The following is a 25,389-nucleotide window of genomic DNA, read 5'->3' as shown; positions in this document are numbered from 1 at the left end:
GATGACAGGCAAAGTGGATCTGAATGATTGTTTCATCATGCGTTTGCCCTTACTTGTGACTTGCCTAGGAATGACTGCCAGTCTGCAATTAGCTGCTCCTTTAAGCCTGCAGGCACAGTCGGAGGGTTGGCTACTTGGACCGAACAGCCGTACAGGTGAAAACAGCAAAGTCGTGCCCAGCAACTGCATTGAAGAGGCCGATGGATCCATTACCTGCGATACCAAACTTGAGAATCCCAGCGGCGATACCCCGGCTCGGCCTTCCTACAATCCGTTCAATAACTGAGATCCGCCTTGCGCCCTCTCAAGCGGGCAATGCCTTCATTCCTCAATCTAGTGGATTGGGGAGAAAGAGTAATTGTCAAGGTTCTCACAATGATCACCGTTGTTGTGATCATTGCGGCATTGATACAGCTCATCGTGAATGTTGGCAATGAATTGTTCGTTGATTCACAGCAGAGCTGGCTTGGGGATGACTTAATCAAGGTTCTTGGTGATCTGTTAACTGTGCTGATTGCTCTTGAAGTGCTTCAGAACGTCACCAGTTATCTCCGCCGCCACGTGGTACAGATTGAGCTGGTGCTTGTTACAGCGCTGACTGCCGTGGCGCGCAAAGTGATCGTGTTGCCACCAGGATCTGATGATAAACCTCAGTTACTGGCTGGACTGGGGATTGCCTCGATTGCTTTGGCCGGGGCTTATTGGCTGGTTAAGAGAGCGACAATTGATCCGGCCCTTTCTGCTCGTTCCAGAACAAAGCTAACCAAATTGTCCCAGGGTGAGGATCAGTTCGTTCCACACGATGCAGGCGGTGAGGGGCCAAATGCAGCTGATCTCCCACGCTGAGATCAACCCACACATCGGGATCTTTCAGTTGCATACGTGCACTTCCCTTCATTAGCACAATCCATTCGTGATCAGCCTGGTCATACCAGAACCCCTCTGGACTAGATGCAGCACAAGAGAGAATTAGCTCTAGGCGCCAATTTGAACCAGCGTGGAGAAGATGCTGTTGTTCCTGTCCTTGTGGAGGTAATGGCCGCGTTAGTAGATTGGCATCGGAAGAAAGCTGCTCGACAGGCTCAAGTTCACCCCAACGGCGTCCAATCTCAAAGCCCCAAGATCGAGCTAACTTCACCACTTGATTGTGATCTCCACAAGCGGCTAGCAGCTCTCGTCGGCCAGGGACAGTTTCTAGCGACTGAATCATTTTTTGAAGCTGTTGCACCTTGTCGAGGAATCGGTAGAGATCCTGTTCTGCCATCCACTTCTCCAGAATTCATTTCCAACTAATGATGCTGATAACAAATTGTTCAAGGCATCAGCGAAATTTTTTTGGTTGCCTCATCCGCTTTGATCATCACAACACGCATAGAAATACTCAAGCATGAAAACCTTTGACCAGGATTCACAACCTATTTCCATGCCTTACATCAGCGAGCCTATGAGAGCAGTGAACAGCAGTTGATTCGGCTCAGGATCTGCTCGAGGCCTTTGTGATAGCCCAGTCCTCTCTTTCACGGGGGTGCCAAGCCCATGCGCAACTGTTAAAGCGGTATCAGCAGATCACAACAGATCACTACGGCAGACTTAGGCGTTACTGCTGATGATTGCATGAACCTACAGATTCGTCTGAGGCGACTTGTACTTGAACTTGGGGGCCAAACTGCAGGATTATTAATCCTGATCTCTACACTCTTGATCCATCCTATTGGCACCATTGCATTGGATACCGATGCTGGAGGATCGTTATTCAAGCAACACTGTTCAGGGTGTCATGTAAATGGTGGCAATATCATCCGACGTAACAAAACCCTTAGGCTCAAAGCACTAGAGCGCAATGGTCTAGATAATCCTCAAGCAATCGCCAGAGTGGCTCGAGAAGGAATCGGGCAAATGTCTGGCTACGAGGATGTTCTCGGCGATAGTGGAGATCAGCTCGTGGCGGCCTGGATATGGGCTCAAGCTCAGAATGCTTGGACCCAAGGGTAAACCTCAAGAGAGGTCCATATTCCTTCCTTCCAGTAAACGTCTTGCTCTAGAAGCTTCCTAACAACATCAAGACTTGCGGCTTCGAAAATCCCAAAAACATGAGTGCTCCCTTCTGTTGGACCAAGAGTGATCAGAATGCCCTGTTTCTTAAGAGTGGTAAGCCTATTGAGGTGTTCTTCACGAAAAGGGCTTCGCTTTTCAAGTGCGTTCTCGCAGTAAGTACCCCAAAGAACAAATCGTGCCATGTCTGCTGCGTAAAACTCATCGCCAAAATTTGTCTCTTAAAGGATGGCACAAATGGGTAACTAAACGCTATGTTGTTGAAGTAGATTTCCGTTTTACAAATCATGCTCACCGGCAGCGACCTCCTCACGAAAGTCAAAGACCTGGGTGATGTCAGCAAATCCGATCTTGTTCGCGCCTGTGGCTATGTCTCCACGAAGAAGGATGGTGGAGAACGCCTTAATTTCACTGCTTTCTACGAAGCTCTACTAGAAGCTAAAGGTGTAAGCCTTGGGATAACTGGTGTTGCAGGTATCGGTAAGGGTGGACGCAAGCTTAGTTATGTAGCTACTGTTCAGGGCAATGGCAATCTATTGATTGGCAAGGCCTATACAGCCTTACTTGATCTCAAGCCTGGCGATGAGTTTGAAATCAAGCTTGGACGCAAGCAGATTCGCCTAGTTCCCGCTGGAGGAAGCGACGAAGACGACGATTGATTTATATTTTGAGCTAAGGGAGATTCGGAGAAGATCGTTCCAACCTCATTTGAATCAAGCAAGCCCTGGAAATCTTCCAGGGCTTTTTTTGTTGTGTCTTAAGGCAGGATGATAGATATGAGCAAGTTAAAACTCATCCAGCAGCGTTGCGCAGCTCCTTGCAGAAAAGACCCGCTTCTTGAGCAACTAATCCAGGGGCCGCAGCAGCCATTCGTTTCACTAGAGCACTGCCAACAATGGCTCCATCAGCACCCCAACTTCGCACCTGCCGTACTTGCTGAGGCCCAGAAATTCCAAATCCGACTGCTACAGGATTGGAGCCGGACAACTTGAGTTGCTGCACCAAGGATTGAACACGATCCTCCATTACAGAACGTTCGCCAGTAACTCCCGTCACGCTTACTAAATAGGTAAAACCCCTGCTGCTTTCTGCAATCCTTGCCATACGCTCCGCAGGTGTAGTAGGAGCCACCAGAAGAACCAGATCAAGTCCACGAGCAGAAGCCAAGGGAGAAAGGCGCTCAGCTTCCTCGAGTGGAAGATCTGGGACCACAAGACCGGCAACTCCAGCCTCAGCAGCTTCATCACAGAAACGCTCCATACCCCGGTTGAACAATGGATTGGTGTAGGTGAACAGGATCACAGGAATGGAAAGTTTGCCCCGCAAGTCAATCAACATCTGCAAGACCCGAGCTGGTGTCGTACCAGAAGCCAGTGCTCGAGAAGCAGCTGCCTGAATTACCGGACCATCGGCGAGAGGATCGCTATAGGGAATGCCCAGCTCGATCATGTCCGCGCCTGATTGCTCCAGGCTGAGCAATACCTCAGCAGTGGTTTCCAGATCAGGATCACCAGCCATGAGGAATGGCATGAGTGCAAGGCGTCCCTCAGCTTGTACTCGTTGGAAGCGACTGCTGATTGTGGCGTGTGTATTGGATTTAGGTGCCAAGAAATCTGCCATAGCAATCAATTAGAAGAAGGCGTGAGGGGGGCAAACGCCCTAGAACCTATGGGTCAGAGGGGGCTTGTTGCTTAGGATTCTCATCCTCAATATCCTTCAGTAAGGAAACTTTCTCAGCATCAGGTAATGCATCGAAGCGAGCCTGAAGTTCAGCAGCTGATAGATTTTCATAGGCCTGTTGATAACGTCGCCGTTGTTGCATGAAGGTCATATTCCCTGAAACCACTCGAAGTAGATATGATCCCGTCCAGGCGACAACAACAACAACAAGAAGTGATTGAGCAGCGATACCGGCAGAAATACTATCCAGGCCCGTAAATCTCAATACACTGTAAGCGATACCCCCGAGTATCAAAACAAGAAAGCCCAGCTGAATGACCTTGGCACGCGTCATATGTTTAAACCTCTCCTTGCCCATTAAGGCGAAGATTCAAAAAAGGCGCGAATAGAATTAAACCGGGAAAGAACAGGAACACCAATCCGTAGGCGCTTAGACGCTCGAATTTGCCCATACAGTGCCACCGTCTGTTCATCCAGGAATAGAGGAGCAAAGGGACAACAATCAAATAGAGGCCGCCTAACAAGGCATAGGCAGCGAGCACCAGCAGCGAGTTGATCGAGATTGGACTGGTGACGGCCTGTAGAAACACTGTCAGCAAACTGCTTGGTATAAATCTAGGATGCCATTGCGGGCCTTGGCCCAGCCATTGCCGGGGGCATGGCGGAATTGGTAGACGCAAGCGACTTAAAATCGCTTGTCCTGAAAAGGACGTGGGGGTTCAAGTCCCCCTGCCCCCACTGGTGATCATCGCAACGAGCCAAATATTTCCCTATTTGCGTAGAGATTCAAGTTGCTAGCCAGACCCCAATCGGATCCTTGATTGCCAGCTCGAGCAATGTTGCAATTAATGCGCTCCGATGCGTGCTTTATCAATCAACCGAAACAGACCAGCCCAACAGTTCGCCAGCATGAAATGGAACTAAGTGTTCAGAAGAATCTGCGTTCGTTTGTCCGCTAAAAGTAGCTGGTACAACATGAGCTCTTCGTATCAGTTTGATTGAGGTGTTATTGAGGGGCAAGCCATAGAAAGCTGGACCGTATTCACTGGAGAAGGCCTCAAGACGATCAAGTGCTCCTTCCTGCTCAAAGACTTCGGCATAACTTTCCATCGCATAATGAGCATTGAAAATGCCACCACAACTACAAGCACTCTCCTTTGCAGAGCGAGGGTGTGGTGCCGAATCAGTGCCAAGGAAAAAGCATGGTTTGCCACTTGTCGCTGCTCGACGCAGGGCGAGTCGATGGCGTTCACGCTTGGCTACTGGTAAGCAGTAGAAATCACTACGAAAACCACCGAGAAACATTGCATTACGGTTGATATGTAAATGATGAGGAGTGATAGTGGCTGCCAGATTCGGACCACCTGTTTCCACGAACTGAACTGCCTCTTGCGTCGTGATGTGCTCCATCACGACACGAAGATTTGGATAACGCCCTATTAGTGGTGCCAGGTGGTGCTCAATAAAAAAGGCTTCTCTATCAAAAATGTCGATATCGACATCGCTCACCTCACCATGAACGAGCAATGGCATCCCAATTTTCTCCATCGTCTCTAGAAGTGAGTTAATCGCTCTTAGATCACTGACCCCCTGCTCGGAATTAGTTGTGGCATGGGCTGGATAAAGCTTGGCGGCGATGAAAACATGCTGTTGATGCCCTTGTTCTAAAACATCTGCAGCCAAACTCTCGTTGAGGTAGGCCGTCATCAATGGCGTAAACGGAACACCATCAGGAAGGGCTGCCAAAATCTGGTCGCGATAGGTTATTGCTGCTTCTACACTCGTGATTGGTGGCCTGAGATTGGGCATCACGATTGCTCGTCGAAACACCCGAGCTGTGCTGCCTAGCACCGCATGCAGCATGGCACCATCCCTTAGATGGACATGCCAGTCATCCGGTTGACGTAAAATGAGTTGGTCGGGCAAAGAATCCAAAGTCATCAACCCAGAATGAGGTGTAGAGATTTCAGCACCGAAGCAAGACCCAAAAATAAATTTGCTGTGATACACCCTTTCTGGAAGTGCTCCCAAAGATGATGTTTTCGACGCTATGGCTCAGTCATTCCTGAGAACAGACAATGACATTGTGTTCTCAGGAGAGAGCCTTGGCCAGCGCAGAAGAGCAAGAAGCGAAAATCAAGATCATTGATAGAAGCATTTTTGCAGCGATACGCTTTCTAAGTAGAGCGACATCTGAGAATCAGCGTTGGTCCGATTGAGCAACAGCGAATCTTGCAACTATGAAGACCAAAACCTTAAGATCGTCTTGCGCAAGCAACCATGATTTTTGAGAGAGAGGGTCATGGTTTGCGTTCAGATGCAGAATCCCTTTAGTCCGTTCGGATCACATGCCGCAATTCCTTGAACCGGCTTTACAAGTGCTGGCAGGAATCGGCCTGTTGTTTGGGGGGGGAGAACTGTTTGTGCAGGGTTCCGTCGCCCTTGCACTGATCTTAGGTATACCCGAGCTTGTGATCGGTCTCACTGTGGTGGCCTTGGGCACATGTGCCCCCGAGCTGTTTGTCAGTGTGAGTTCAGTGCTGAAGGGCTCCGATGCCCTGGCCGTGAGCAATGTGGTTGGTAGCAATATTTTTAATGTGATGGTGGTGCTTGGCAGCAGTGCCCTTGTGCTGCCACTCAGGGTGGAGAGTCGTTTAGTGCGACGTGATGTTCCTCTGCTACTAGCGGTGTCTGCAGCTGTTTGGGGAATGGCTTCAGCAGGTCGTGTGACATGGCAGGCCGGAGTAGCCCTCTTGATAGCTCTCGTGATCAATTCTGTATGGGAAATCCGTACGGCCCGGGAGGAACCGGATGGAATGGTGGAGGCTGAGCCGGAGATCAATAGCGAAACTGCCAATGGCGGTTGGATCAAAGCTTGTATCCGCCTTTTTCTTGGCATCCTGTTGTTGACCGTCGGGTCGAATCAGCTGGTTAAAGGGGCAAGCGATGCTGCTTCACTCTTAGGAGTGAGTGAGACCGTCATCGGGCTCACGATCGTCTCTGCTGGCACCTCAATGCCGGAATTGTTTACATCTTTGGTGGCTGCTCTACGAGGCCGCACAGATCTTGCGATCGGCAATGTGGTGGGCAGCAGCTTGCTCAATCAACTTCTGGTCCTAAGCAGTTGTGCCTTGGTCTCTGGTGGGGCTGGGCTGCAAGTCGATCGCTTGATCATTGAGCGAGATCTACCTGTGATGGTGCTTACCACGCTTGCCTGCATGCCAATTTTTTGGACCAGGGGACGTATTAACCGGCTTGAAGGAGGGATCCTCGTAGGGCTCTACGTTTTTTATGTGATCGATCAAGTTCTCCCCCGCACCCTACCCACTTGGCAGGATGGATTTCGATTGACAATGCTCTGCATTGTTCTGCCGATTATTCTCGTTATGATCGTGCTTCAAGCCTTGTTGTATTGGCGTCAACTTCGCAAAGAACGAATAACTCAAAGTGTTGATTGATCTATCAAGCATCCTGCTGAAGATGGAGATTAATCGAGTCAACTGATTCGAAGATACCGATATCATTTGACACGAACATTAGAGCATATACATCGCAAAGATCATTGTTTGCCGAGCCGTAACAGATCCCCTAAGGCCTTGCCTGGATGACTCAAATGGCGCAAGTGATCGACTAAAAGGATGGATGGAATTTGTCTTCAGCAATACTCCCTAAGTCATGGTGACAAACTCCTCAGAAACGGTGGGATGTAATGCCATGGTGCGATCAAAGTCTGCCTTTGTAGCCCCCATTCCAAGTGCAATCGCTGCCATCTGAATAATTTCGGCAGCATGTTCCCCCACCATGTGACAACCAAGGATTCGATCAGTGTTGCGTTCCACAATTAACTTGAGAAGACAACGGGGCCCTCGCTTCGGCAAGGCCTGAGCCATGGATCGGAAGCGGGCGCGGTAGACCTTGACTTGATCTTTGCCATAGCGATCAATCGACTGCTCTTCAGTGAGCCCAACTGTGGCTAGCTCTGGTTGGCTGAAGACAGCACTGGCAACGAGGTCATGATTGACCTGGCGGGGTTTCTGTCCAAAAACACTGTCGGCGAATGCCCTGCCCTCATCGATTGCCACAGGGGTGAGGTTGATGCGGTCTGTTACATCACCAACAGCAAAGATGTGAGGGATATTTGTGGATTGGTTGGCATCCACTGAAATACGTCGACCTTCTAAAACAACCCCAGCAGCGTCAAGGTTGAGTCCTTGCAAAAAGGGTCGTCGTCCTGTAGCAAGAAGAACGCCCCCACAAGAGAAGCGTTCCCCACTCTGGGTTGACAAGACGAGATCGCCAGGTTGGCCTTTTAGAGCGGCTGGGTTTTCCCCAAAACGCAGATCAATGCCTTTCTCCTGCATTCCATCCTGTACTGCAGTGGAGAGTTCCCGATCAAAGCCACGCAGCAAGTGATCCCCTCGCACCAGTTGGATGACCTCGACGCCAAGGCCATGGAGGATGCAGGCAAATTCACAGGCAATAAATCCAGCCCCCACCACCACCACTCGGTCGGGGAAGCTGCTTTGCATGAACATGTCATCGCTAACCCAGCCCAACTCCGCACCTGGGATATCAGGACGATGGGGACGCCCACCGACCGCGATCAGAATGTGATCGCCGTAAAGTTCCTGTGAAGCATCGATGGCTCCGTTCCTTGAGACAGCCACGCTGTTTGGGCTCGTAAAACTCCCCCATCCCGTCACAAGCTCAACACCGTTTTTGGCTAGCAGGTCAATGTGAAGAGTATTGAGACGATCCACTTCCTGACGCACATTGGCTAGCAACACCCCCGCATTGATCTGTGCATCACTCAACTCAACTCCAAAACTGGGGGCAACTTCAAGCTGTTCCCGATAAAGAGATCCGTACACCAACAGCTTCTTAGGTACACAGCCGCGAATGACGCAGGTCCCTCCAACACGGTCACCTTCAACGATGGCGACCTTGGCACCATGGCTTGCGGCTCGCTTAGCAGCGGCTAGTCCACCAGAGCCAGCACCAAGCACGATCAGATCAAAAGGATGCTCCAAGAGACGAGGATCACTGCATCCATTGTCAACTCCTTAAGAAAGCAACGCCAGGATTACTCAGGGATCGTGACGACAATGATCAGTAAACCTGTCATGACTCATTCAGAACAAGGAGTTGTGGATTCTCTGCAATCGAGCATTGGCCGAAACTCGTGGCTTATCCAACATCAATGGTTGATCATTTGATTTGAATTGAGAACCTCTTGTCCAAGCACCTAAAGGCACTCGAAACAGGCATGATGATGCGGCTTCAAACCAAGGATTTATGCCTGCTGCAGCGTCGACAAAAGCTCTTGAATGGCAGGCCTTAGCAGAGCTAACAGTCCCGGAGGCTGATCGAATCAATGGCCCCACCAATGCCCAAGCCACCTTGCGCCTGTTTGGGCAATCTGAAAAAGCTTTAAGGGTGACTCTTTATCGGGACCATCACGCCTGGTGCCCCTACTGCCAGAAGGTGTGGCTTTGGCTCGAATGGAAGCAGATCCCCTACAGGATTCGCAAAGTCACCATGCGCTGCTATGGGCAAAAGGAAGCCTGGTTCAAGAAAAAAGTGCCTTCAGGAATGCTTCCTGCCCTTGAGCTTGATGGTCGCTTGATTACGGAAAGTGATCAGATCTTGTTAGCTCTAGAGCATGCCTTTGGTCCTCTAGGTCATCGGTTGGAGGATCCGCGCACCCTTAAGTTGCGGAATCTGGAACGGCAACTGTTTGGAGCCTGGTGTCGGTGGCTTTGCACAGCTCGATTGAATCAGAGGCAGGAACAGGCTGGCCGAGAACAATTTCAGATCAAAGCCCGGATGATGGAACACCAGCTGTCAGCAGAACAAGGACCTTGGCTGGATCCAGCTAGCAATACACCAACCAGCCCATGCCCAGGAAGCGCTGATGTGGTGTTTATCCCCTATGTAGAAAGGATGAATGCCTCATTGGCTTATTACAAAGGTTTCAGCCTGCGGGAAGAACATCCCGCCATCCATAAGTGGTTTAAGGCTCTCGAAGAATTGGAGGTGTATCGAGGTACGCAGGGTGACTTCCATACCCATGCCCACGACTTGCCACCTCAGATGGGTGGATGCTGGGTTGCACCTAATCCAAAACAACAAGAACTGGCAGAAGCTATTGATTGTGGTGCAGGCCTTGCGGAATTGGAAACCTGTTGGGCTGATCCCGATAACTCAAAGACCCGGCCCGAGGGTCTTGCTCTGTCAAGGGTGTTGAAGCATCGTAAACGACTTTTGGAGCTCAACCCTCTTGGAGCTATTCGCTTTGATCAACCCTTAAGGGCCACGCTCACACGAATGGCTTTAGGGGCCTCTTGCTCACCAGATCCAGGAAGTGCTAGAGGATTGCGCTACCTCAGGGATCGCATCTCAGTCCCGCGAGACATGCCACTGATATCAGCTCGAAGGCTGCGTCAAGCCCTTGAACAAACAGCCCAGCTCGATAGCCCTGAGATGGGTGCTCCAATTCCGATTCACGATCGCTTTGATCAGAATCCCACGCCTTTCCTGACGAGCTGATGCAACTGATCCCTTCAGCATTGGCTGCGGCGTTTTTGCTGTTCCCAATCCATTCGCCAGCGCTTGAGATTAATGGTCAGACATCTTTTATGGCAGTGCCGACTAAGGCAAAACTAATTAACTACAGCAGCTATGCATTTGAAGGTGGAGCAAAGTTCTATTTCGTGATCGAGTTACCACAAGGAGCAGACGCTGGTCTCGGCGGAATCAGCTTAAAACAGATCCGCGGTGTCCAGCCTGCTTTCTATTATGGTCCTATTCAACCAAAGGCATTTTTAGGAATGCCACGTCAGCGTGAATCCTCCGTGCCGGTATCTGCCAATTTCGAGGATGGCAATCGATCGATAGCTATCAACTTTCAGGAAGCTGTTCCGCCCGGATCCAAGGTCACTGTGGCTTTCAATGTGATGACTAATCCACCCGCAGGCCTGTACGTTTATTCAGTTTCTGCTATCCCTTGGGGCCCTAATCCCATCCCCCAGGATGTAGGAGTTGTACAGATGAGTGTTTTCTCACAAAGGCAATTCTGAAACTCCACAGGATATTTAGACAGCACGTAGATCTTCTTAATAGAGGCATTCCAGAAATAGAAACCTATTATTTCAAAAAAAAATTCCTTTAATTTCTAGTGACAAGTTGATTTTTTATGTCGCAAAATAAGCTTTATTGATCATCAGCAAAGAGATAAGACCCTATTAGATGCAATTTAAGCTCTTAACCTCATCCTCACTACACTCGGCAAGGCTCAGCACACCTACAGCAGTAAAAGCTAAGGCTCCCAATAAGGTTGCTCGGATCGCAACCTGAGGATCAAGTACAGCGGGTATGGATAAATCTACAGGGATAGCAGCGATGGCTGCTTGCATAAACCACAGACATCCGAGTGCATTCACAACAGCCACCCACCAACCAAGATGGTGCGGCTGTATGACGAAGAGACGGCCATGACCCACCTCAAGAAGCCCGAAGATCGCCGAAATAACAAACAGCACGGACCCGAGAATGTTGGGAGCAACCTCCAGCATTAGCCATGGTGCTCCATTCAGCGTAGGCAACCCCCAGGTTGAAAATGTCTCAATGTTGAAAAGAACGGTGCCAATGCTTTGCGTTAGCGCACACCAAATTCCACACCAGCCCCAGCGCTGCTTCCGATTGAGCAAACCACGGGTCACCAACAATGCCTGTTCCAACTGAAACCAACCTCCTGCCGTAAAAAAAACGGAGCCAATTGCCAAGAGCGCTGCACCCGAGCCAAGTTTGCTCATCAGCAAAACACTGCCAATAACGAACAACAGCGGACCAATGATGAACGCCACGGCCGTTCGAACTTCAAGACGATGGACGTCTTTCCCACGCAGTAATGCTTGAACCATATGCTTCGGAGCCAAGGTTCGATACTTTCCTTGCTCCAGCGGTCCATGGCCTTTTCGCAGACGACGACTTGTCCACAGCCCCCAAGGTGAATGAGCTTCTAAATCATGCGGTCTGTCTCTAACAGGAACATCTTCCCGCCAAGCTGTCGTGCCCCATGGACTTGAATAATGCGACTGAAGGTTTGGAGGATGCTCCCGCTTTAAATTCAAAGCCCCCAATAGTGGGGCATCATCCATGCGCATCACGGCATTCAACCATTGAACGGCCGAGATGATTAGTAGACGCTGCTTCATTAGCGTTAAGACTGATCTTGACAGGATGACTCTCGAAATGAGTTATGGCGTTGCGGATGTCGGTAAGTAGGAGATCAGCCATTTCACGTGAGAAATCGCGTTTTACCAAGATCCGCTGAAAGGCTTGATGAGCAAGCTCACCTGTGAATGGATAAGCTGGCACTTGCCAACCACGTAATCTCAGTCGATCAGAGAGGTCGTAAAGGTTAAAACCAAGCTCTTGGTCGGCTCGCAATGTCCATACCACCGTGGGGATGCCACCTGCTGGGTTGCCATCGTTTATCAACTCAAATGGGCCTAGCCTTTTGAGTTCTTGAGCAACATATTGAGCATTGGCATAGCTCGCTCCATGGATGGCTTGATAACCATCGCGACCTAGACGGACAAAGTCGTAGTACTGGGAGATCACCTGCCCCGCTGGCCGCGAGAAGTTGATCTGAAACGTTGGCATATCGCCTCCTAGGTAACTCACATGGAAAACCAATCCTTCCGGTAGATCACGGGACTCACGCCAAAGAACCCAACCCACACCCAGAGGAGCTAAACCGAACTTATGGCCAGAGGAGTTGATTGACTTCACGCGCGGCAAGCGGAAATCCCAGGGAGCTAGATCAGGGGCACAGAAAGGAGCAAGAAAGCCACCGCTGGCTGCATCCACATGGATAGGAATGTCGAGTCCTTTTCGCTGTTGCAGCTCATCGAGGGCCTGACTGATGGCTTGTACGTCTTCATATAGGCCGTGATAAGTGACGCCCAGGGTAGGTACCACAACGATGGTGTTCTCATCCACTTGCTCCAGCATTCGTTCTGGAGACATGCAGAGCTCGCCGGAGGTCATCTCCACCTCCCGCAACTCAACGTCCCAGTAGCGGGCAAATTTCGTCCAGCAGATTTGTACACTGCCGCAAACCATGTTGGGGCGATCGATCGACTGACCTGCCGCTTTGCGATGTTCACGCCAACGCCATTTCGCAGCCAAGCCACCCAGCATGGCGGCCTCACTGCTACCGATGGTGGAGCAGCCCACAGCTTCACCGGGGGCATGCCATAAATCAGCCATCATCGAAACACAACGGCGTTCAATCTCTGCGGTTTGGGGATATTCGTCCTTGTCGATCAGGTTCTTGTCAACCGCGAGGGCCATTAGCTCAGCTACCTGCTGGGTTTCATAGGTCTGACAGAAGGTGGCCAGATTTTGTTTGCTGTTGCCATCAAGCAATAATTCCTCCTTGAGCAAATTAAATGTTGTTAATGCAGGACGGCACTCTTGCGGGAAAGTCGTGCGTGGTAATGGTGAGACCAATGCATCAATGGTTTCCCCAATGGCATGTTCTTCCAGATCGTTGGAGCGGGGATTGGAACGATGCAGGGCCATGCTTTTTTCTTGTTTCTATGTATGACCTTAACGACGTTGTTTGAGCAAGGAAGCCTTGCAAGATGGGAGGTGCAATAACAAACAACTGAGTTGGTTGATGATCCATGAACTCAACACCCCTTCGGAGTTGAACGAGGCCTATGGCCTGATCCGCCACCTTCATCCGAAACTCGGCAAGGCTGATTTCATCAGCCGTCTTGGGCTGCAACGCAATGACCATGGCTATGTGCTTTTGGGTCTCTTTCAAGACCTCAATCCAACTGATCAGAAGCAACTCTCTTCATTGGCAGTCCTGGCGGGATATCGCTTGGCTTCTTCCCTATCGCTTGGCAAATACTTCTATCTGGGAGATCTTGTGACGAACCCCACCTATCAGGGCCAGGGTCTGGCAGTTCAGATGTTGCGCTACTTGGAGGCGATCGCAAGGGATGCGGGTTGCAGACAGATCCATCTAGATGCAGGCGTGGAGCGATTTGGAGCCCATCGTTTTTATGCAAAACAAGGGTTCAACATTGTGTTTCACCATTTCGCCAAGGAGCTTGGCTGAAAAGAGTTCCATCAAACCGATTGCTATCAGATCAATCAAGCCATAGACGGTTGCAGTCTTGGTAAACGATCTTGAAATGCAAAGTTTGCTTCTTTGGGCTTATATCCCTCTAAAAGATTCTCACAACATGCTTTTTAAATGTCCTGAGGGAAATAATTTATCCGATGAATCACTTGGTCCGTTTGATCTTTGGCCAAATCGTTCTTTGGACCGCATTGATTTCTTTGCTATGCGGGGCCCTGCAGGTTCGCCGTAGTTGGAATGTCAGTCGCTGGTCGGAAGCAACCCTGCTCTGGATCGCTTTTTGGGTCATGGGTCTAGGGGGGACTGTATGGATTCGCAATGCATATAGCGTTTGGCCAGTTCATCGCTGAGCAGATCGGCTGGCCTAATCGCCCATTCCAGAATGAAGTGGCATTCGCCATCTCACCATTGGCAACCTTGGGTTGAGTAGCTTCTGGCAGCGAAGTCGTGACTATTTGGTTGCCTCGATCGTTGCCTATGCCAGCTGGTTCTTCGTCGATGGGCTCGGGCATGTTTATTTGCGCGTTGTCCAGTCCAATGATGCTCCCTCCAATGTTGGAACAATCTTGTTTACAGACCTTTTAATGCCAATCCTGGTGGTGATCTTGTTGTGGCTAAGTCGCGAAGAACGAACCCGACTAAAACCTAAGCCCAAAAAAACTTTCGATTCGTTGTTGCAAACTGCGCTCCCTTCAAGAACACTGCTGATATCCCGTTGCTAATCCTAGGAAAATGAGGATGTGGCAGAGCTTTCATAAGCTCTCAGTCTGCTGACGATGCAGCTTAAAATCATAACGAAAAAAAACCTTCTAAAACTCTTTTTACAGAAAATCATCTAAAAAGAGGTAGAGGCAAAAACCTAATAACAACCTCAGTTCAGTAGTAATGTCATCGACACCTGAAAGCCAGCCTGTTCAAAGCCAGAGCGTAATTCTCAAACCAAACATCCGCTTACCTGTATTGGTGTACGTTATTGGCCTAGCAATGCTACCGCTCCCTCTCCATCCTTGGGCGACGATTGTGGTGTGTGGATTCGCAGTATTTTTGCTTGTGCAAGCTTATCTGCTGCGTTTAGAATTAACCGACAAAGATCTCGTGATATGGCGAGTAGACGAGGAGATACGCCGCTTCCCATTTGCCAATTGGCTGGCCTGGCGAATGTTCTTGCCGGAAATACCAGGCATCTTGTTCTTCCGCGAAGTCAAGAGCCCTCATCTGCTGCCGATCCTTTTTGACCCTGTCATGCTTTTAGAACAGTTGAGGCTTCGAGTGGGAACTCTCGAAGTGCCTAAAGAATCGGACTAAAATAATCCAGGAGATTGATAAGATTCTGGGCAATGACCTTTCACCTCCTCAATCACGAACTTAAGATGAATGCATGAGACTGCAAACACCATTGCTTGAAAGCTACTCATCAATTCCGTTACTTATCTATGATGGCGGCTGTCCTTTTTGTCTCCACTTTGCAGAATTGAGCGAGTTACGTAGTGGTGTTCAGGGCTTGGAAATATGTGATGGACGAGCAGAAAAGCCTTTACGAGATAATTTAAAATCTCGAGGCTTAGATCTCAGAGATGGAGCGATATTAATCGTAGGCGATGAGGCCTTTCATGGAGCTGAGGCCATTCAGTGGCTATGTAAAAAAATGGAACCATCCGCTCCGCTATTATCTGTTCTTAAGACTTTGATGTCTTCACCATTTCGCTCGAGGCTAATATATCCTTTTCTAAGGCTGGCCCGGCGAACAGCACTGGCTTACAAGCAAATACCATTAGATCCTGATTAATTGAATACAGGTGTTTGACTTGATAAAATATAGACGCTCACTTAATATAATCATGCCAAGATATTAGCTGCTTTTACTTTCAGGCAGTAAACTTTATTGTCATTGTTTACAAGAAGCTATAGCCTGGGAATTCATTGGATATCTATGATTTTTTACCTACATCTATTCCTTTTGAAATGGTCACTAATATTTCCCTGATTGAGTTGCAAGGATTGAACCTTTAGGGAGTTTGATCTGAATATTTTTAGTACTTCACGATTATCCTATCTCCATCGGGTGATTGATACACTTTTTCAGTTACCTCTCCTTTGTCGATAATGATTGTGACCACTCTAGAGCCCTCTGGGATTTGAATAGTCTTTTCAGCTTCTACTTTTTCATCTGCCTCAGGCTCAATGACTGGATTGTCTGAAGGATTCTCAATTGGCTCTTCAGGCATGGGCGGAATTCACTGCCTTTAGATCATAGCTGTGAGAGTCAAAAGTGACAGATTAAACCAAGGAAAGCGTTAAAATACTTGTTAATGGCAAGTTCAAATCTCTAAAAGTTTTTCACTGATGCTCCAAAGCCTTTGACGGTCTTCCTCCCTAAGTGCCAATGGGGCAATGCGGCAAAGCTTCGGGTAACCCCTAAAGTTAAATCTAGGTCCGTATTGTTCGCCGCCTTGAGCAGTTGGCGCGGTTGCAGCATGTAATTGTGGTAGGGCCCCCATTGCAGCGCTCTGAAACATGGGATCCATTAACCGATAAGCAAGGCCTTCCTGCCAGGATTTGTTCGCAGCAACAGATTTAGGCTGCAAATTAGTGCGTGCCAGACCTGGATGTGCCAACAATGATGTGATCCCACTTGCTGTCTGGCGCATTCGCTTGTCGAGCTCTAAGGCGAACATCACATTCGCAAGTTTGCTTTGTGAGTAGGCAGCCCAGCGGTCATAGTGCTTGATTCCTTGAAGATCGTCCCATGCGATTCGACCCATGTACTGTGCGCCAGAAGTGACGGTAACAACCCTTGCTCCATGTTGCTTCGCGAGTAAGGGTAGGAGCTTTAGTGTTAATGCCATGTGGCCAAGATGATTAACGGCGAACTGAAGCTCCAGACCCTGTTTGCTGAGGGTCTTTGGAGTAGCCATCACTCCAGCATTGTTAATTAGAAGGTCCACTCGGCTGTATTGGCTTTCTACCTGCTCAGCTGCACGCCTAACGCTCGCTAAATCAGCGAGATCCAACTCAATCAGATCAAGCTTTGTGGAATCATTGCTCTCGAGAATAACTTGGCGTACATCTTTACCTTTGGGTAGTGAGCGACAAGCCATAATGACTCTGGCACCCTTGTTAAGCAATGCCTTGGATGTCTCAAGACCAAGGCCACTATTGGCACCTGTTACTAATGCAACCCTTCCTTTTTGATCAGGGATATCTGCAACTTTCCAACTCATCAGGTGGCTCCTTTATCAGTGGTGATCCATAAAGTAGAACATTGAAGCCTAAGCTGCTGCATAGCATCTTGATCAGGGCCTGTAATTTCTAAATGGTTACACTGCCCTTCTCAATTCGTTAATCGATCCCATAAGGATGGCAAGCAATGTCGTAAAGTCGATTGTAAATGCTTCTTTGCCAATGATGGAGAATTCCTTTTGCTTGATTTAGTCATAAGTTAAATATTCATGGAAGAGGGTAAGATAATATATTGCTGTAGTATATAATACCTCAATCTCTATATTGCCGGAAGCTTTGTCAGTTAACCACACAACTCATGCCTAGCTGCAAGGATATTAAAGACCAGAACATACAAGACCAGTGATTCTATTTCTCTTCTTGCAAATATCGATATTTTCGATGTAGACCATCTATCAATCTCACCTAAACTTGCACTCAGTTTTGGGTTGAAATGGTCTCAACTAACTTGCTAACGAAAAATGCTCTTTGTCGGATTGAAAAATTGTGAGTTATAATTAACCTTGCTGTGATCTCGGGTCGATTTCGTTCAAGCGCTTGGGCATATGAGTCATCCTAACTTTAGTTACTATTGGCAGTGAAATTTATATCAAAATCATTGCCAGGCTAGTTATCCAGTTCAATCAGCTCATATGTGTTGTCTTAGGCACTCATTTTTTTACTGATCTAGATGAAAACAAAGCTTCTTTCTAGCAACGCCATGGGATGGTCTTAGCTAATCAATGCCTTTGTTTTGATCAAGATTAGAATTTAGCCACGAGCTTTATCTTTTTGATTTAAAATTGTGCAGCAAAATGGAAAGAGCCAATGGATTTATGGAACAACTTCTTATTGGCAGATGCAGGGCTGATGCTTGTAGGGATACCCCTTCTATTCATTTGGAGAGCCAGAAAAAATAAAGTAAGCAATCAGGATCATACAAAATGATGTACCGTTTGTTGAATGAAACCAGAGTAGCTAACCGGCTGGTGAATTATGGCTCAGAATTTTCATCCTCCTGTATTTCGACTTCGTTAAACTTAGAAAGGATATGTGTTTCGATATCCAACACAAAAGACTGAAGTCTACGGTATGAATTACTAATAAATCTTTTGTGAAAATTATTGCCAGGATATGAGATTCGTTTGTAGGCAACTTTTCTAAATTGCCATGATTTATTATCGGAGTAGCGATGCAACCAGAATTGCTTTGATGGTTCTGTGGAGTCCCTAATAGCCTTAAGTATATTACGCTCCAGAATGTCTTTATTAAAAAGATTCTCAGTGCGAATTAGGGCGCATCCAGTAGATCTATCAATAGCGGCCATCCTGACATCATATAAATTTGGTGAGTCCTGAGCAGCAAGTACTAGAATTAAATCTTCAGTTGTTAGAAAAGTAGAGATAATAGCCTCATCTAGGATTATCTCAAGCAATTCACTCTTTGTATCCAAATCATCAAGCTTTGCACAATAGATGTCCTCCGTTTCAGGAGAGGTCATGAAAATAACTGACTTTGGGTCAAGCCAGAAATCAAGATCAGCCTTTTCAATATTTGGTTCGCCTTTATTCTGATTGGATATACAAGCAAGACATTGTTGGACTGTATTACTTAGTTCATTTAGGATGGGCTCAGGCATGTGATTGCAAATGTAATTGTTGACTGTTCTCGCTATCAGGAATAAGTATTTATACCGTAGGATGGCTTTGTCTGAAAAGTTGCGTTTCCGGTGTTTTTATTCGTAGGGATACAGTATCTTCAACAGTTTATTGCATAATTGCCGCCTGGGTTTAAGGTAAATTGTCTTATCGGCGCATGTGCCAATAACAAAGCTATCCTGATTCTACATATTAAACTAGCTTGCGACTATGGCTGAGTATCTAGCAGCAAGAGAAATTCTTTAAGCAGGATCATAGATAGTACCATGTCATTAGTACGGCTTTAGCGTTAACTTGAAAGAAGTATTTATGGGCTTTGCCCAGCTTCTTTTTTGTGATTCCACAGTTGGCAGAAGCGGGTACCTTAAAAACATTGTACCTTCACCCATTCTGCAGCATCTGCATCCCCTAGCGAGGCGGCCTCCCTCCAATCAGAACAAGCACCCTCTAGATTTCCCTCCAATTCTTTAGCAATACCACGATTTCTATAGGCAGCAACATTCTTAGGGTTAATGACTAGTACCCTCTCATAGGCTCCAATTGCACCTTGATAATCACTTAATGCAGACTTTGCAAGACCGCATCCAATGTAGGCATCTTCATATATCGAGTTAATTTCTATTGCCTTGCTGTAATCCTCAAGTGCGGCTTGATAGTCACAGAGGTTGTATTTAGCAAGGCCCCTGTAGTTGTATGCCTCGGCATAGTATGGATTGACTTCTATCGCCTTGGTATAATAGTCGATCGCTGATTGATTTTTGCTTCGCGTTTGTTCAGCATTGCCTTGGCTGTAATAATAAAATGCATCTTGATGATTTCTGTCTTCTTCATTGCTCAAATCATTTACAACCTTATTCTCAACTACGTTTTTATTTTCAGCACGCTCGTTCATCGCAGTGATAAGTTGTGGCTTTATTTCTAGCGCCTTCTCATGGTCAGTAACCGCTGCTTGCCTTCGGCCCAGCCTCTCCATTAAATTGCCGCGATTGTAATAGGCAGAGGCAAAAAGAGGCATTGCCTCAATTGCCTTTGTGTAGTCTGAAACTGCACCTTTTATATCATTAATATTGTTTTTGCTAATCGCTCTGTTGTAGTATGATTTTGCATGTTTTGGATTTAGGGCAAGAGCCTTAGTGTAATCATTGATAGCACCTTTGTTGTCGGATTGATTGAATTTAGCAACCCCCCTATTGTAATAGGCAGTTGCATGTTGTTGATCTAGTTCAATAGCTTTCGTGTAGTCATCGATTGCCCCTTTGATGTTATTCGAGTGCCTCTTGACAACACCTCTATTGATGTAAAAGCTGGCATCGAGTCCGTTGATTTTAATTGCTTTATTGTAATCATTCAGTGCGCTTTGATAATCGCCTAGTTCATCTTTTGCATTCCCTCGATTATTGTATGCAATGGCATTATTTGGATTGATCTCAATTGCTATGCTGTAACTATCAATTGCCCCTTGATAATCATTTAAACGATATTTTTTTTCACCATCTTTGTAGTAGTTATTTGCAGTTTGACCAGATACGGAATGATTGGACGACTCATTTGCCATAGCTTCAGTAGTCTCTTATGCCACTTCATTGGGATTCTACAAGCCAAAACCATACTTCTGGCAGTATTTTAACAGATGACTCTAGGGACTGCCTTGGCAATAGCAAACTCTGTGCTTGCACTAAAACCTACCTGACCTATTAAGAATTTCCCAAGCATTGCACTGAAGATGTCGAAGCATTTATGTCATTTACTCTGAACTTTAGACAGCATACTTTTCTATCGTCCAGCCAGAGCAGAGAGCAATTTCGATGTTACAGCAATGCTTTTTGTAGTTTTTTGTATCCATCCAACATAGGTCTAGTTTGGTTTCCTTTATTGGACTTCCCAGATTTGACTTTGTAACCACTGCAAATCATGCATGATTAAACTTTTGATGAGTTGTTTTCGAATATGCCTATGATAAACTATTTTAGTTCATTGGCTGCCTTCCTATCCATAGAGACTTTATCTCTGCAATAGGAGGATCATCGCATTGCTTGTGGTTAGGAAAAAGTTGGTGTAATCCGCGTTCAATGGTTTGAACAGTGTTCAGTGATAGTGCCCGCTCCTGGCCAGCTCAACGTATGTTTGCCAACCCTACGCTCTGTAGAGGGATCTTCTTGTTCTTGAATAGCTTTTCACCTTATCTTACCGCATAGTTATCTATTCTACCTGTCTTTATATCGGCTATCGTACTTCCTCGTCAGAACAGCCCCTCTAGTGCTGTATCACGAGATAGCGCGAAGTTTTGAAGGCGATGATGTTTAATCCAGCTAAATAGAGAATCCACAATTGATCATCTAAACCACTTATTATCGATCTCGAGGCAAAGAAGCTCACAACACTCGAGATTTTTGTGCTCACCTCTATCCCTATTTGGCGATCTTGGCAACAGGCCTAGCAACCTTCTCAACTATCTACTTCGCAATTCAGATTGAACCGATTGCCCAGCAGTCACGATTCTTTCATCGTTGTGCGCAAGCACTAAAGGCAGACACTGATGGTCAACTCGAGTCCAATTTGAAGCTAGTCCAGATCTGCAACGGCGGCAAATAAGTATCCCGCTGCATCATGGGAATAGGCCAAGACGAAAGTACGTTGTATAGGGGTCCTTCCACCGGACCTTTCAATCATGCGTTGATGAACCTGTGATAAGCATCAACCATTCTTCTCCAGGTTACGTTTGCTGAGCCGCTATAGCCATCCACGATCTTTTGAAAGGTCTGCCCCATCTGTAGGTAGGCCTAAAAGTTGTCTAATAAAAGACCCGCGCTAGGCGGGTTAAAAGCTTTGTTTTTAAATGTTTGACTTTAGAGTCCAATCGAAATGACACCACCAATTCCGGGCCTAGGACGCAAGTGTTAAGGGCGATAGACGGGCCTATAGACGTTTCGATAGGCAGGTCTATAGATCGAACTACGTTAAATGGGGGAATAATGGCGTGATATAGGAACCTAAACAGGTCTCCGCTGGTGATTCACGACACATCCGCCGTAACTGTTGGAATAGCGTCAACCGCGACCACAACCAACAGTTGCTTGTGCTGGAGTGCTGATGGCCCGTGCTGATGTTGTGCTAATCACTGCTAGTCCGGTAGCAGCAAGGGCGGATTTGAAGTTCATTAGATGGTGTGGGTTCAGGAGGCTGAGTCTCCCCGATTAACACACCATCTACGCGATCAATGATTAAGGTGATGAACTCACTTACTCATTGCTGTGGGCTTGCACACTGAGGGCTTTGAGTGAAAAGCAAACCTATTGCTATGACCTGATTTGGCTGCATAGAATCGATGCTTTTCAGTCTGGCAAAAAGGGTTGCTATTGCTTTAGAGAGCCCCTGCATGAACCAGTTCTGCAAGCTGCATCTCCTAAATGCAGCTCATAGTCTGAACAAGTGTTTTTACTCATTCCGCCATGTTCCCCTCCTGGCTAATCATCAAATACGAGTCCAAGGACGCAGATACCCTGGAAATGAGTCCTGGACTTGAGGGCATCCGACGCGGGTGCCCTTTTTAATCCAATGGATTTGACGAACCTGAATAGAGAATGAATGCTCTCTAGAAGATTTTGAGCAAGCTCTGCGCTAGTTTGGAGGCACGTTAAGGGGCGACTTTTTTGGCGTTGCTACCCCACTGAGAGATCGACGAACTGCCCCGTAAAGTATCAATGTGTCATTATTCGCGGACAATTTTTGAATCTCCGGCTAATAATTGATTAGTTGGCGAAGTGCTGAGTGGGATTTCCACATTGCCCTTTATGTGTTGGAATAGCATTTCTATCCCTTCTTCTGGTTGTGACGCGTGGTCTGATGGTTTGGCAACTTAGGGACACTATTTTGGTAGCTGTCTAGCTAAAAAGTTGTCCGCGAATTCAAATCCTGGGTATTTAAGTAGGCATGGATGTAGATTCAATTGGAGGGGAAAGAGGTTGGTAAGCTTACTCCAAAGAACTGTAAAGCAAGGCGTAAGTTATTAAGACCCATTGGCGAATCTTTGCCAGATATCTTCAGAGAGCTTCTGTCTCTTCAAACTTCATAAGTAAATCTTTTGGGCAGATTGCAGCGATCGGAACCCTACTGATAGATCATGATTGCTGCCCCTCCAGTTAAAAAAGCTCCACTGCTTGTAGGAGAAGATGACTTAGACTTGCACAGTAATCAAAAGAAAGCAGAGCCTTTCATTGAGGTCATTCAATATTTTCATTAGTTCCAATGAATTGAAGCCAATCGTCTTATTGCTAAGAAGATATGCATTCACTAAGGCTAGTGATAAACATAAGGGTTTTTAAGTCGTTCGTTGGCTAGGTGGAGGTCTCAATCTTCAGCTAGTGCTAAACACTCCATATAGCTTCAAGACTTCGAGGTAGAGTATGGCACTAAGTGAGGTCATTACAACGATTACCGAGCCGCCAACTTTGACGAGTTTTTTGTCTGTGTTGACTTGACAAGCCTTGATCGAAGCTTCGGTTGCTCCGAACGGTAAAATGATAACACCCAGGATTACAATTGCGATGATTCCAATCACGATTTGACTGCTAACTGTGCTGTTGCTAAAAGTATTGACTGGGACATCTAATAACTCTCTGACTGATTCCATCAGCTTTTTAAAGTATCCTTCTTGGCTAAGCTCGAATAGAGTTTTGAATTCAGCCAACATTTTAGATTTCCGATACTACACTCAGTTTAATCTGGCATAAGCATGATGGTTTTAAAGGTTAATCAGCGGTTAGATAAAGCAATGATTAATAGGTCTTTCTACCCATGATCTATTGCCGATGCGAGCAAATGTGTTGATCAATGTATCTCTAGCAGCTGCATCAACGCTTCTAATCCAAATGACTGGCACTAGCTGGCTTTGGTTGAGCCTATATCTTTCAGTTGTGATTGAAGAAGTAAAAAAAGAAAGGCAGCAAGAATAGATTTGCCAGGGTTAAATTGCTTTATTGCCTAGCGGCAACATGATCGACTGTCGTAATTTAGCTAATTCGCCGTTCAATTTTTTAGATCAACATCGATGCTATTTTCTCTGATGACATAGGCAACACTCTTGGAGTCTATGCACGCTCTCGCTGTTGGAGTAGCTCAGGAATTAAAGTCGCTACTTTTGCAGGTGTTCTGAACAAATAAACTACAAATGAGAACAGGTTAATCAGGTTTTGATAGGACCACCATTTTTATCTGCGCAAGCTGATGCTTAAATAGTGGAATGAGCAGCAATACCTAAGTTTGTTGCAATCGCATTCAAAGTGAAAGAAAAGATTTGCTTAGCCCTCTGCATTAAATGAATAATCGCTTCATCTTCTCCTGTCAGGCGGTTGTTTGGCCCACAGTTCGGTATCTTTTAGTTAGTAAAGTTTTAAAGAGGTCATGAACCAGATTCGTAATTTGTCTAGTTATTTCTTGTCCATCTTTGTTGCTGCAATACTTCTGCTCGCTTCTTTTCTCAGTTCCACTCCAGCCTTCGCAGACGACTTTGAGCTGTCCCCTGCGGTATCGGAGGTGGGCCAAACTTTCTCCGATAAGTACTGTGTTGCGATCGTAGACGGAAGCCCTCCAGATCAAGCTGCCTTAGTTGCTGGGCGTCAAATGATAAGTAGCTTAATGCGCTCAGGGGCTTTAAAAGAAGTCATGGCAGTTCCTAAAGAAGATATTGCTTCATTCATCGCCTCGAATATTTTCGAGACATGCGGAGATAATATTGGAATTTCTGAGTTAGAGCTTAATGCTTCTATCCTTGACCTGGCAAATCAAGGCCCTAGACAATCTCAAGCCAAGCCTTTTAACCCTTCTTCATTAATCAATAAAAACTTAAATACATAGTCCCTATAGAAGGTACTCATTCAACCCAATTCCAGAGATCTTCCATCATCTACGGCTATTAGGCTGTATTCATACAGATGAAGCAATAGGCAGATTTGATTAAAATAAGGGAAAGTATCTATAGAATACAGGCTCACAATCTTTACTTTATAACTTTTAGACTTATAAGAGCTGAACAAAGCAATTGTATTTACTTGTCGTAAGGCAAATCTTTGCCAGAAGTCTAAAATTCATCTTAGTCTGACAAATAGGCTGCTATTATAAAATTAGCAAACCATCTATCATCTATTGGCCCCATGATGTGTATGTTTGATTATAGAATCGCTGAAGGAGCCTAAAATGTCTAACGATAAAGAGTTCGTATTTAGCAAGGACAGTCTGCGTGCTTCATGGGGAAATGTTCCTATTTCTGCAAAAATTTATCAGCAGATACAAGCCTATCTCCTCCAACGTCAATCGATGGGCTTATCAACTGATGTCGATGAATTGCTTAGTACTGCTACAGATGAATTTCGTGATTTTCAGCAGCGTCCAGAGGTCAAGGTTGCTCTCGAATTGGTCTTTGCGGATCTTGAATCCGATCTAGCTTTTTTAGGATTAAGTAATGACGAAAGGAGGCAAGCAATCTTGATTAACTTTGCCATCGCAAACTACCTCAATAATTTCACTGGTAAATGATATCTTTCTCTCTATGTGATAGGTAGATAGCCTTATAGGAGATTCTCATGCCTTCATAAACTACTTTTCAGGTGCTTGTCAATAATT

25 protein-coding genes, 1 tRNA gene and 2 pseudogenes are annotated in these 25,389 nt (G+C 46.6%); 15 read left to right on the top strand and 13 right to left on the bottom strand.

Annotation, left to right across the window (positions count from 1 at the left end; all coding sequences use genetic code 11):
- Window position 1: 1 nt before the first annotated feature.
- The gene (locus SIB66_RS11395) at window positions 2-286 is read left to right on the top strand and encodes a hypothetical protein (protein WP_063399368.1); all 285 of its coding nucleotides are present in this window, start codon (window positions 2-4) and stop codon (window positions 284-286) included.
- A 29-nt stretch (window positions 287-315) separates the two neighbouring features.
- Window positions 316-846 (top strand): phosphate-starvation-inducible PsiE family protein, encoded by a 531-nt coding sequence (locus SIB66_RS11390; RefSeq protein ID WP_063407011.1) that lies wholly within the window; start codon window positions 316-318, stop codon window positions 844-846.
- On the opposite strand, the pseudogene SIB66_RS11385 reads toward SIB66_RS11390, so the two are convergent.
- Window positions 809-1,210 (bottom strand): annotated as a pseudogene (locus SIB66_RS11385) (Nif11 domain/cupin domain-containing protein); the annotation flags it as partial. The gene SIB66_RS11390 and the pseudogene SIB66_RS11385 overlap by 38 nt on opposite strands.
- A 404-nt stretch (window positions 1,211-1,614) precedes the next feature.
- Between SIB66_RS11385 and SIB66_RS11380 the strand changes: the two are divergent.
- Window positions 1,615-1,992, top strand: coding sequence for a c-type cytochrome (locus SIB66_RS11380; protein WP_063406635.1), 378 nt, complete (start codon window positions 1,615-1,617; stop codon window positions 1,990-1,992).
- On the opposite strand, the gene SIB66_RS11375 is transcribed toward SIB66_RS11380, so the two are convergent.
- The gene (locus tag SIB66_RS11375; protein WP_011129842.1) at window positions 1,968-2,237 is read right to left on the bottom strand and encodes a YciI family protein; all 270 of its coding nucleotides are present in this window, start codon (window positions 2,235-2,237) and stop codon (window positions 1,968-1,970) included. The two genes, SIB66_RS11380 and SIB66_RS11375, sit on opposite strands and share 25 nt — an antisense overlap.
- A gap of 102 nt (window positions 2,238-2,339) precedes the next feature.
- Here SIB66_RS11375 and SIB66_RS11370 point away from each other — a divergent pair, with 102 nt between their 5' ends.
- Window positions 2,340-2,711, top strand: a complete 372-nt coding sequence (locus tag SIB66_RS11370) for an AbrB family transcriptional regulator (protein WP_011129843.1) — start codon at window positions 2,340-2,342, stop codon at window positions 2,709-2,711.
- 133 nt (window positions 2,712-2,844) lie between these two features.
- On the opposite strand, the gene trpA is transcribed toward SIB66_RS11370, so the two are convergent.
- The 3 genes from trpA to SIB66_RS11355 are packed head-to-tail and all read right to left on the bottom strand — an operon-like array spanning window position 2,845 to window position 4,322.
- Window positions 2,845-3,672, bottom strand: a complete 828-nt coding sequence (gene trpA / locus SIB66_RS11365; RefSeq protein WP_011129844.1) for a tryptophan synthase subunit alpha — start codon at window positions 3,670-3,672, stop codon at window positions 2,845-2,847.
- Between the two features lie 46 nt (window positions 3,673-3,718).
- Entirely contained in the window at window positions 3,719-4,090 is a 372-nt protein-coding gene (locus tag SIB66_RS11360) for a DUF3007 family protein (RefSeq protein WP_011129845.1), read from the bottom strand.
- The gene (locus tag SIB66_RS11355; RefSeq protein WP_063407013.1) at window positions 4,071-4,322 is read right to left on the bottom strand and encodes an NAD(P)H-quinone oxidoreductase subunit L; all 252 of its coding nucleotides are present in this window, start codon (window positions 4,320-4,322) and stop codon (window positions 4,071-4,073) included. The genes SIB66_RS11360 and SIB66_RS11355 overlap by 20 nt, the downstream gene beginning before the upstream one ends.
- 62 nt (window positions 4,323-4,384) lie before the next feature.
- On the opposite strand from SIB66_RS11355, the gene SIB66_RS11350 reads away from it, so the two are divergent.
- A tRNA-Leu gene (locus SIB66_RS11350) sits at window positions 4,385-4,470 on the top strand.
- A gap of 132 nt (window positions 4,471-4,602) precedes the next feature.
- Here the strand turns inward: SIB66_RS11350 and pyrC are convergent.
- Window positions 4,603-5,667 carry a dihydroorotase gene (gene pyrC, locus SIB66_RS11345; RefSeq protein WP_063403308.1) on the bottom strand — a complete coding sequence of 355 codons (1,065 nt, stop codon included), beginning with the start codon at window positions 5,665-5,667 and terminating at the stop codon, window positions 4,603-4,605.
- A gap of 413 nt (window positions 5,668-6,080) precedes the next feature.
- Here pyrC and SIB66_RS11340 point away from each other — a divergent pair, with 413 nt between their 5' ends.
- The gene (locus SIB66_RS11340) at window positions 6,081-7,190 is read left to right on the top strand and encodes a calcium/sodium antiporter (protein ID WP_063406636.1); all 1,110 of its coding nucleotides are present in this window, start codon (window positions 6,081-6,083) and stop codon (window positions 7,188-7,190) included.
- 210 nt (window positions 7,191-7,400) lie between these two features.
- Here the strand turns inward: SIB66_RS11340 and gorA are convergent, their stop codons facing one another.
- Complete coding sequence (gorA, locus tag SIB66_RS11335) at window positions 7,401-8,762, bottom strand: glutathione-disulfide reductase (protein ID WP_063406637.1); 1,362 nt, start codon at window positions 8,760-8,762, stop codon at window positions 7,401-7,403.
- Window positions 8,763-9,027: 265 nt separating this feature from the next.
- On the opposite strand from gorA, the gene SIB66_RS11330 reads away from it, so the two are divergent.
- Together SIB66_RS11330 and SIB66_RS11325 are read left to right on the top strand one after the other, a co-directional pair.
- Window positions 9,028-10,281, top strand: coding sequence for a glutathione S-transferase family protein (locus tag SIB66_RS11330; protein WP_063406638.1), 1,254 nt, complete (start codon window positions 9,028-9,030; stop codon window positions 10,279-10,281).
- Window positions 10,281-10,811 carry a DUF2808 domain-containing protein gene (locus tag SIB66_RS11325; RefSeq protein WP_063406639.1) on the top strand — a complete coding sequence of 177 codons (531 nt, stop codon included), beginning with the start codon at window positions 10,281-10,283 and terminating at the stop codon, window positions 10,809-10,811. Before SIB66_RS11330 ends, SIB66_RS11325 begins: the two co-directional genes overlap by 1 nt.
- A 165-nt stretch (window positions 10,812-10,976) precedes the next feature.
- Here SIB66_RS11325 and SIB66_RS11320 read toward each other — a convergent pair whose 3' ends face one another.
- Both SIB66_RS11320 and SIB66_RS11315 read right to left on the bottom strand, forming a co-directional pair.
- A complete protein-coding gene (locus SIB66_RS11320) occupies window positions 10,977-11,948 on the bottom strand; it encodes a hypothetical protein (protein ID WP_063406640.1) in 972 nt (323 codons plus the stop codon).
- A complete protein-coding gene (locus tag SIB66_RS11315; protein WP_063406641.1) occupies window positions 11,884-13,323 on the bottom strand; it encodes a glutamate decarboxylase in 1,440 nt (479 codons plus the stop codon). Before SIB66_RS11315 ends, SIB66_RS11320 begins: the two co-directional genes overlap by 65 nt.
- Window positions 13,324-13,420: 97 nt before the next feature.
- Here SIB66_RS11315 and SIB66_RS11310 point away from each other — a divergent pair, with 97 nt between their 5' ends.
- The 5 genes and pseudogenes from SIB66_RS11310 to SIB66_RS11290 all read left to right on the top strand — a co-directional run bounded on the left by SIB66_RS11310 (window position 13,421) and on the right by SIB66_RS11290 (window position 15,680).
- Complete coding sequence (locus tag SIB66_RS11310; protein WP_413681301.1) at window positions 13,421-13,870, top strand: GNAT family N-acetyltransferase; 450 nt, start codon at window positions 13,421-13,423, stop codon at window positions 13,868-13,870.
- Window positions 13,871-14,034: 164 nt separating this feature from the next.
- Window positions 14,035-14,244, top strand: coding sequence for a hypothetical protein (locus tag SIB66_RS11305; protein ID WP_063421731.1), 210 nt, complete (start codon window positions 14,035-14,037; stop codon window positions 14,242-14,244).
- Window positions 14,213-14,616: pseudogene (locus tag SIB66_RS11300) on the top strand (DUF6790 family protein). Before SIB66_RS11305 ends, SIB66_RS11300 begins: the two are co-directional and overlap by 32 nt.
- Window positions 14,617-14,779: 163 nt before the next feature.
- The gene (locus SIB66_RS11295) at window positions 14,780-15,199 is read left to right on the top strand and encodes a DUF3119 family protein (protein ID WP_063406644.1); all 420 of its coding nucleotides are present in this window, start codon (window positions 14,780-14,782) and stop codon (window positions 15,197-15,199) included.
- 73 nt (window positions 15,200-15,272) lie between these two features.
- Entirely contained in the window at window positions 15,273-15,680 is a 408-nt protein-coding gene (locus SIB66_RS11290; protein ID WP_074160855.1) for a DCC1-like thiol-disulfide oxidoreductase family protein, read from the top strand.
- Window positions 15,681-15,924: 244 nt separating this feature from the next.
- Here SIB66_RS11290 and SIB66_RS11285 read toward each other — a convergent pair whose 3' ends face one another.
- From SIB66_RS11285 to SIB66_RS11270, 4 genes are all read right to left on the bottom strand, one after another.
- Window positions 15,925-16,119, bottom strand: coding sequence for a hypothetical protein (locus tag SIB66_RS11285; RefSeq protein ID WP_063406645.1), 195 nt, complete (start codon window positions 16,117-16,119; stop codon window positions 15,925-15,927).
- Window positions 16,120-16,212: 93 nt separating this feature from the next.
- Window positions 16,213-17,115 (bottom strand): oxidoreductase, encoded by a 903-nt coding sequence (locus tag SIB66_RS11280; protein ID WP_063406646.1) that lies wholly within the window; start codon window positions 17,113-17,115, stop codon window positions 16,213-16,215.
- 992 nt (window positions 17,116-18,107) lie between these two features.
- Window positions 18,108-18,752 (bottom strand): hypothetical protein, encoded by a 645-nt coding sequence (locus tag SIB66_RS11275; protein WP_063406647.1) that lies wholly within the window; start codon window positions 18,750-18,752, stop codon window positions 18,108-18,110.
- 383 nt (window positions 18,753-19,135) lie between these two features.
- On the bottom strand, window positions 19,136-20,326 hold the full coding sequence (locus SIB66_RS11270) for a tetratricopeptide repeat protein (RefSeq protein WP_236073787.1): 1,191 nt from the start codon (window positions 20,324-20,326) through the stop codon (window positions 19,136-19,138).
- A gap of 3,845 nt (window positions 20,327-24,171) precedes the next feature.
- On the opposite strand from SIB66_RS11270, the gene SIB66_RS11265 reads away from it, so the two are divergent.
- Window positions 24,172-24,624 (top strand): hypothetical protein, encoded by a 453-nt coding sequence (locus SIB66_RS11265; protein ID WP_063406650.1) that lies wholly within the window; start codon window positions 24,172-24,174, stop codon window positions 24,622-24,624.
- 339 nt (window positions 24,625-24,963) lie between these two features.
- Complete coding sequence (locus SIB66_RS11260) at window positions 24,964-25,302, top strand: hypothetical protein (RefSeq protein WP_063406651.1); 339 nt, start codon at window positions 24,964-24,966, stop codon at window positions 25,300-25,302.
- Window positions 25,303-25,389 lie beyond the last annotated feature (87 nt).

It is taken from the genome of Prochlorococcus sp. MIT 1318, assembly GCF_047304505.1.
In the GTDB taxonomy this organism is placed as follows: Bacteria; Cyanobacteriota; Cyanobacteriia; order PCC-6307; family Cyanobiaceae; genus Prochlorococcus; species Prochlorococcus marinus_D.
This window is presented reverse-complemented; position numbering and strand designations above follow the sequence as displayed.

Coding starts and splice junctions, on each gene's coding strand:
- SIB66_RS11265 (WP_063406650.1), top strand. CDS start 24,172: ATGAACCAGATTCGTAATTTGTCTAGTTATTTCTTGTCCATCTTTGTT.
- SIB66_RS11395 (WP_063399368.1), top strand. CDS start 2: ATGACAGGCAAAGTGGATCTGAATGATTGTTTCATCATGCGTTTGCCC.
- SIB66_RS11340 (WP_063406636.1), top strand. CDS start 6,081: ATGCCGCAATTCCTTGAACCGGCTTTACAAGTGCTGGCAGGAATCGGC.
- SIB66_RS11305 (WP_063421731.1), top strand. CDS start 14,035: ATGAATCACTTGGTCCGTTTGATCTTTGGCCAAATCGTTCTTTGGACC.
- SIB66_RS11260 (WP_063406651.1), top strand. CDS start 24,964: ATGTCTAACGATAAAGAGTTCGTATTTAGCAAGGACAGTCTGCGTGCT.
- trpA (WP_011129844.1), bottom strand. CDS start 3,672: ATGGCAGATTTCTTGGCACCTAAATCCAATACACACGCCACAATCAGC.
- SIB66_RS11370 (WP_011129843.1), top strand. CDS start 2,340: ATGCTCACCGGCAGCGACCTCCTCACGAAAGTCAAAGACCTGGGTGAT.
- SIB66_RS11375 (WP_011129842.1), bottom strand. CDS start 2,237: ATGGCACGATTTGTTCTTTGGGGTACTTACTGCGAGAACGCACTTGAA.
- SIB66_RS11390 (WP_063407011.1), top strand. CDS start 316: ATGCCTTCATTCCTCAATCTAGTGGATTGGGGAGAAAGAGTAATTGTC.
- SIB66_RS11330 (WP_063406638.1), top strand. CDS start 9,028: ATGCCTGCTGCAGCGTCGACAAAAGCTCTTGAATGGCAGGCCTTAGCA.
- SIB66_RS11360 (WP_011129845.1), bottom strand. CDS start 4,090: ATGGGCAAGGAGAGGTTTAAACATATGACGCGTGCCAAGGTCATTCAG.
- SIB66_RS11290 (WP_074160855.1), top strand. CDS start 15,273: ATGAGACTGCAAACACCATTGCTTGAAAGCTACTCATCAATTCCGTTA.
- SIB66_RS11380 (WP_063406635.1), top strand. CDS start 1,615: ATGAACCTACAGATTCGTCTGAGGCGACTTGTACTTGAACTTGGGGGC.
- SIB66_RS11320 (WP_063406640.1), bottom strand. CDS start 11,948: ATGAAGCAGCGTCTACTAATCATCTCGGCCGTTCAATGGTTGAATGCC.
- SIB66_RS11310 (WP_413681301.1), top strand. CDS start 13,421: ATGATCCATGAACTCAACACCCCTTCGGAGTTGAACGAGGCCTATGGC.
- SIB66_RS11280 (WP_063406646.1), bottom strand. CDS start 17,115: ATGAGTTGGAAAGTTGCAGATATCCCTGATCAAAAAGGAAGGGTTGCA.
- SIB66_RS11315 (WP_063406641.1), bottom strand. CDS start 13,323: ATGGCCCTGCATCGTTCCAATCCCCGCTCCAACGATCTGGAAGAACAT.
- SIB66_RS11275 (WP_063406647.1), bottom strand. CDS start 18,752: ATGCCTGAGCCCATCCTAAATGAACTAAGTAATACAGTCCAACAATGT.
- SIB66_RS11285 (WP_063406645.1), bottom strand. CDS start 16,119: ATGCCTGAAGAGCCAATTGAGAATCCTTCAGACAATCCAGTCATTGAG.
- SIB66_RS11270 (WP_236073787.1), bottom strand. CDS start 20,326: ATGGCAAATGAGTCGTCCAATCATTCCGTATCTGGTCAAACTGCAAAT.
- SIB66_RS11325 (WP_063406639.1), top strand. CDS start 10,281: ATGCAACTGATCCCTTCAGCATTGGCTGCGGCGTTTTTGCTGTTCCCA.
- SIB66_RS11295 (WP_063406644.1), top strand. CDS start 14,780: ATGTCATCGACACCTGAAAGCCAGCCTGTTCAAAGCCAGAGCGTAATT.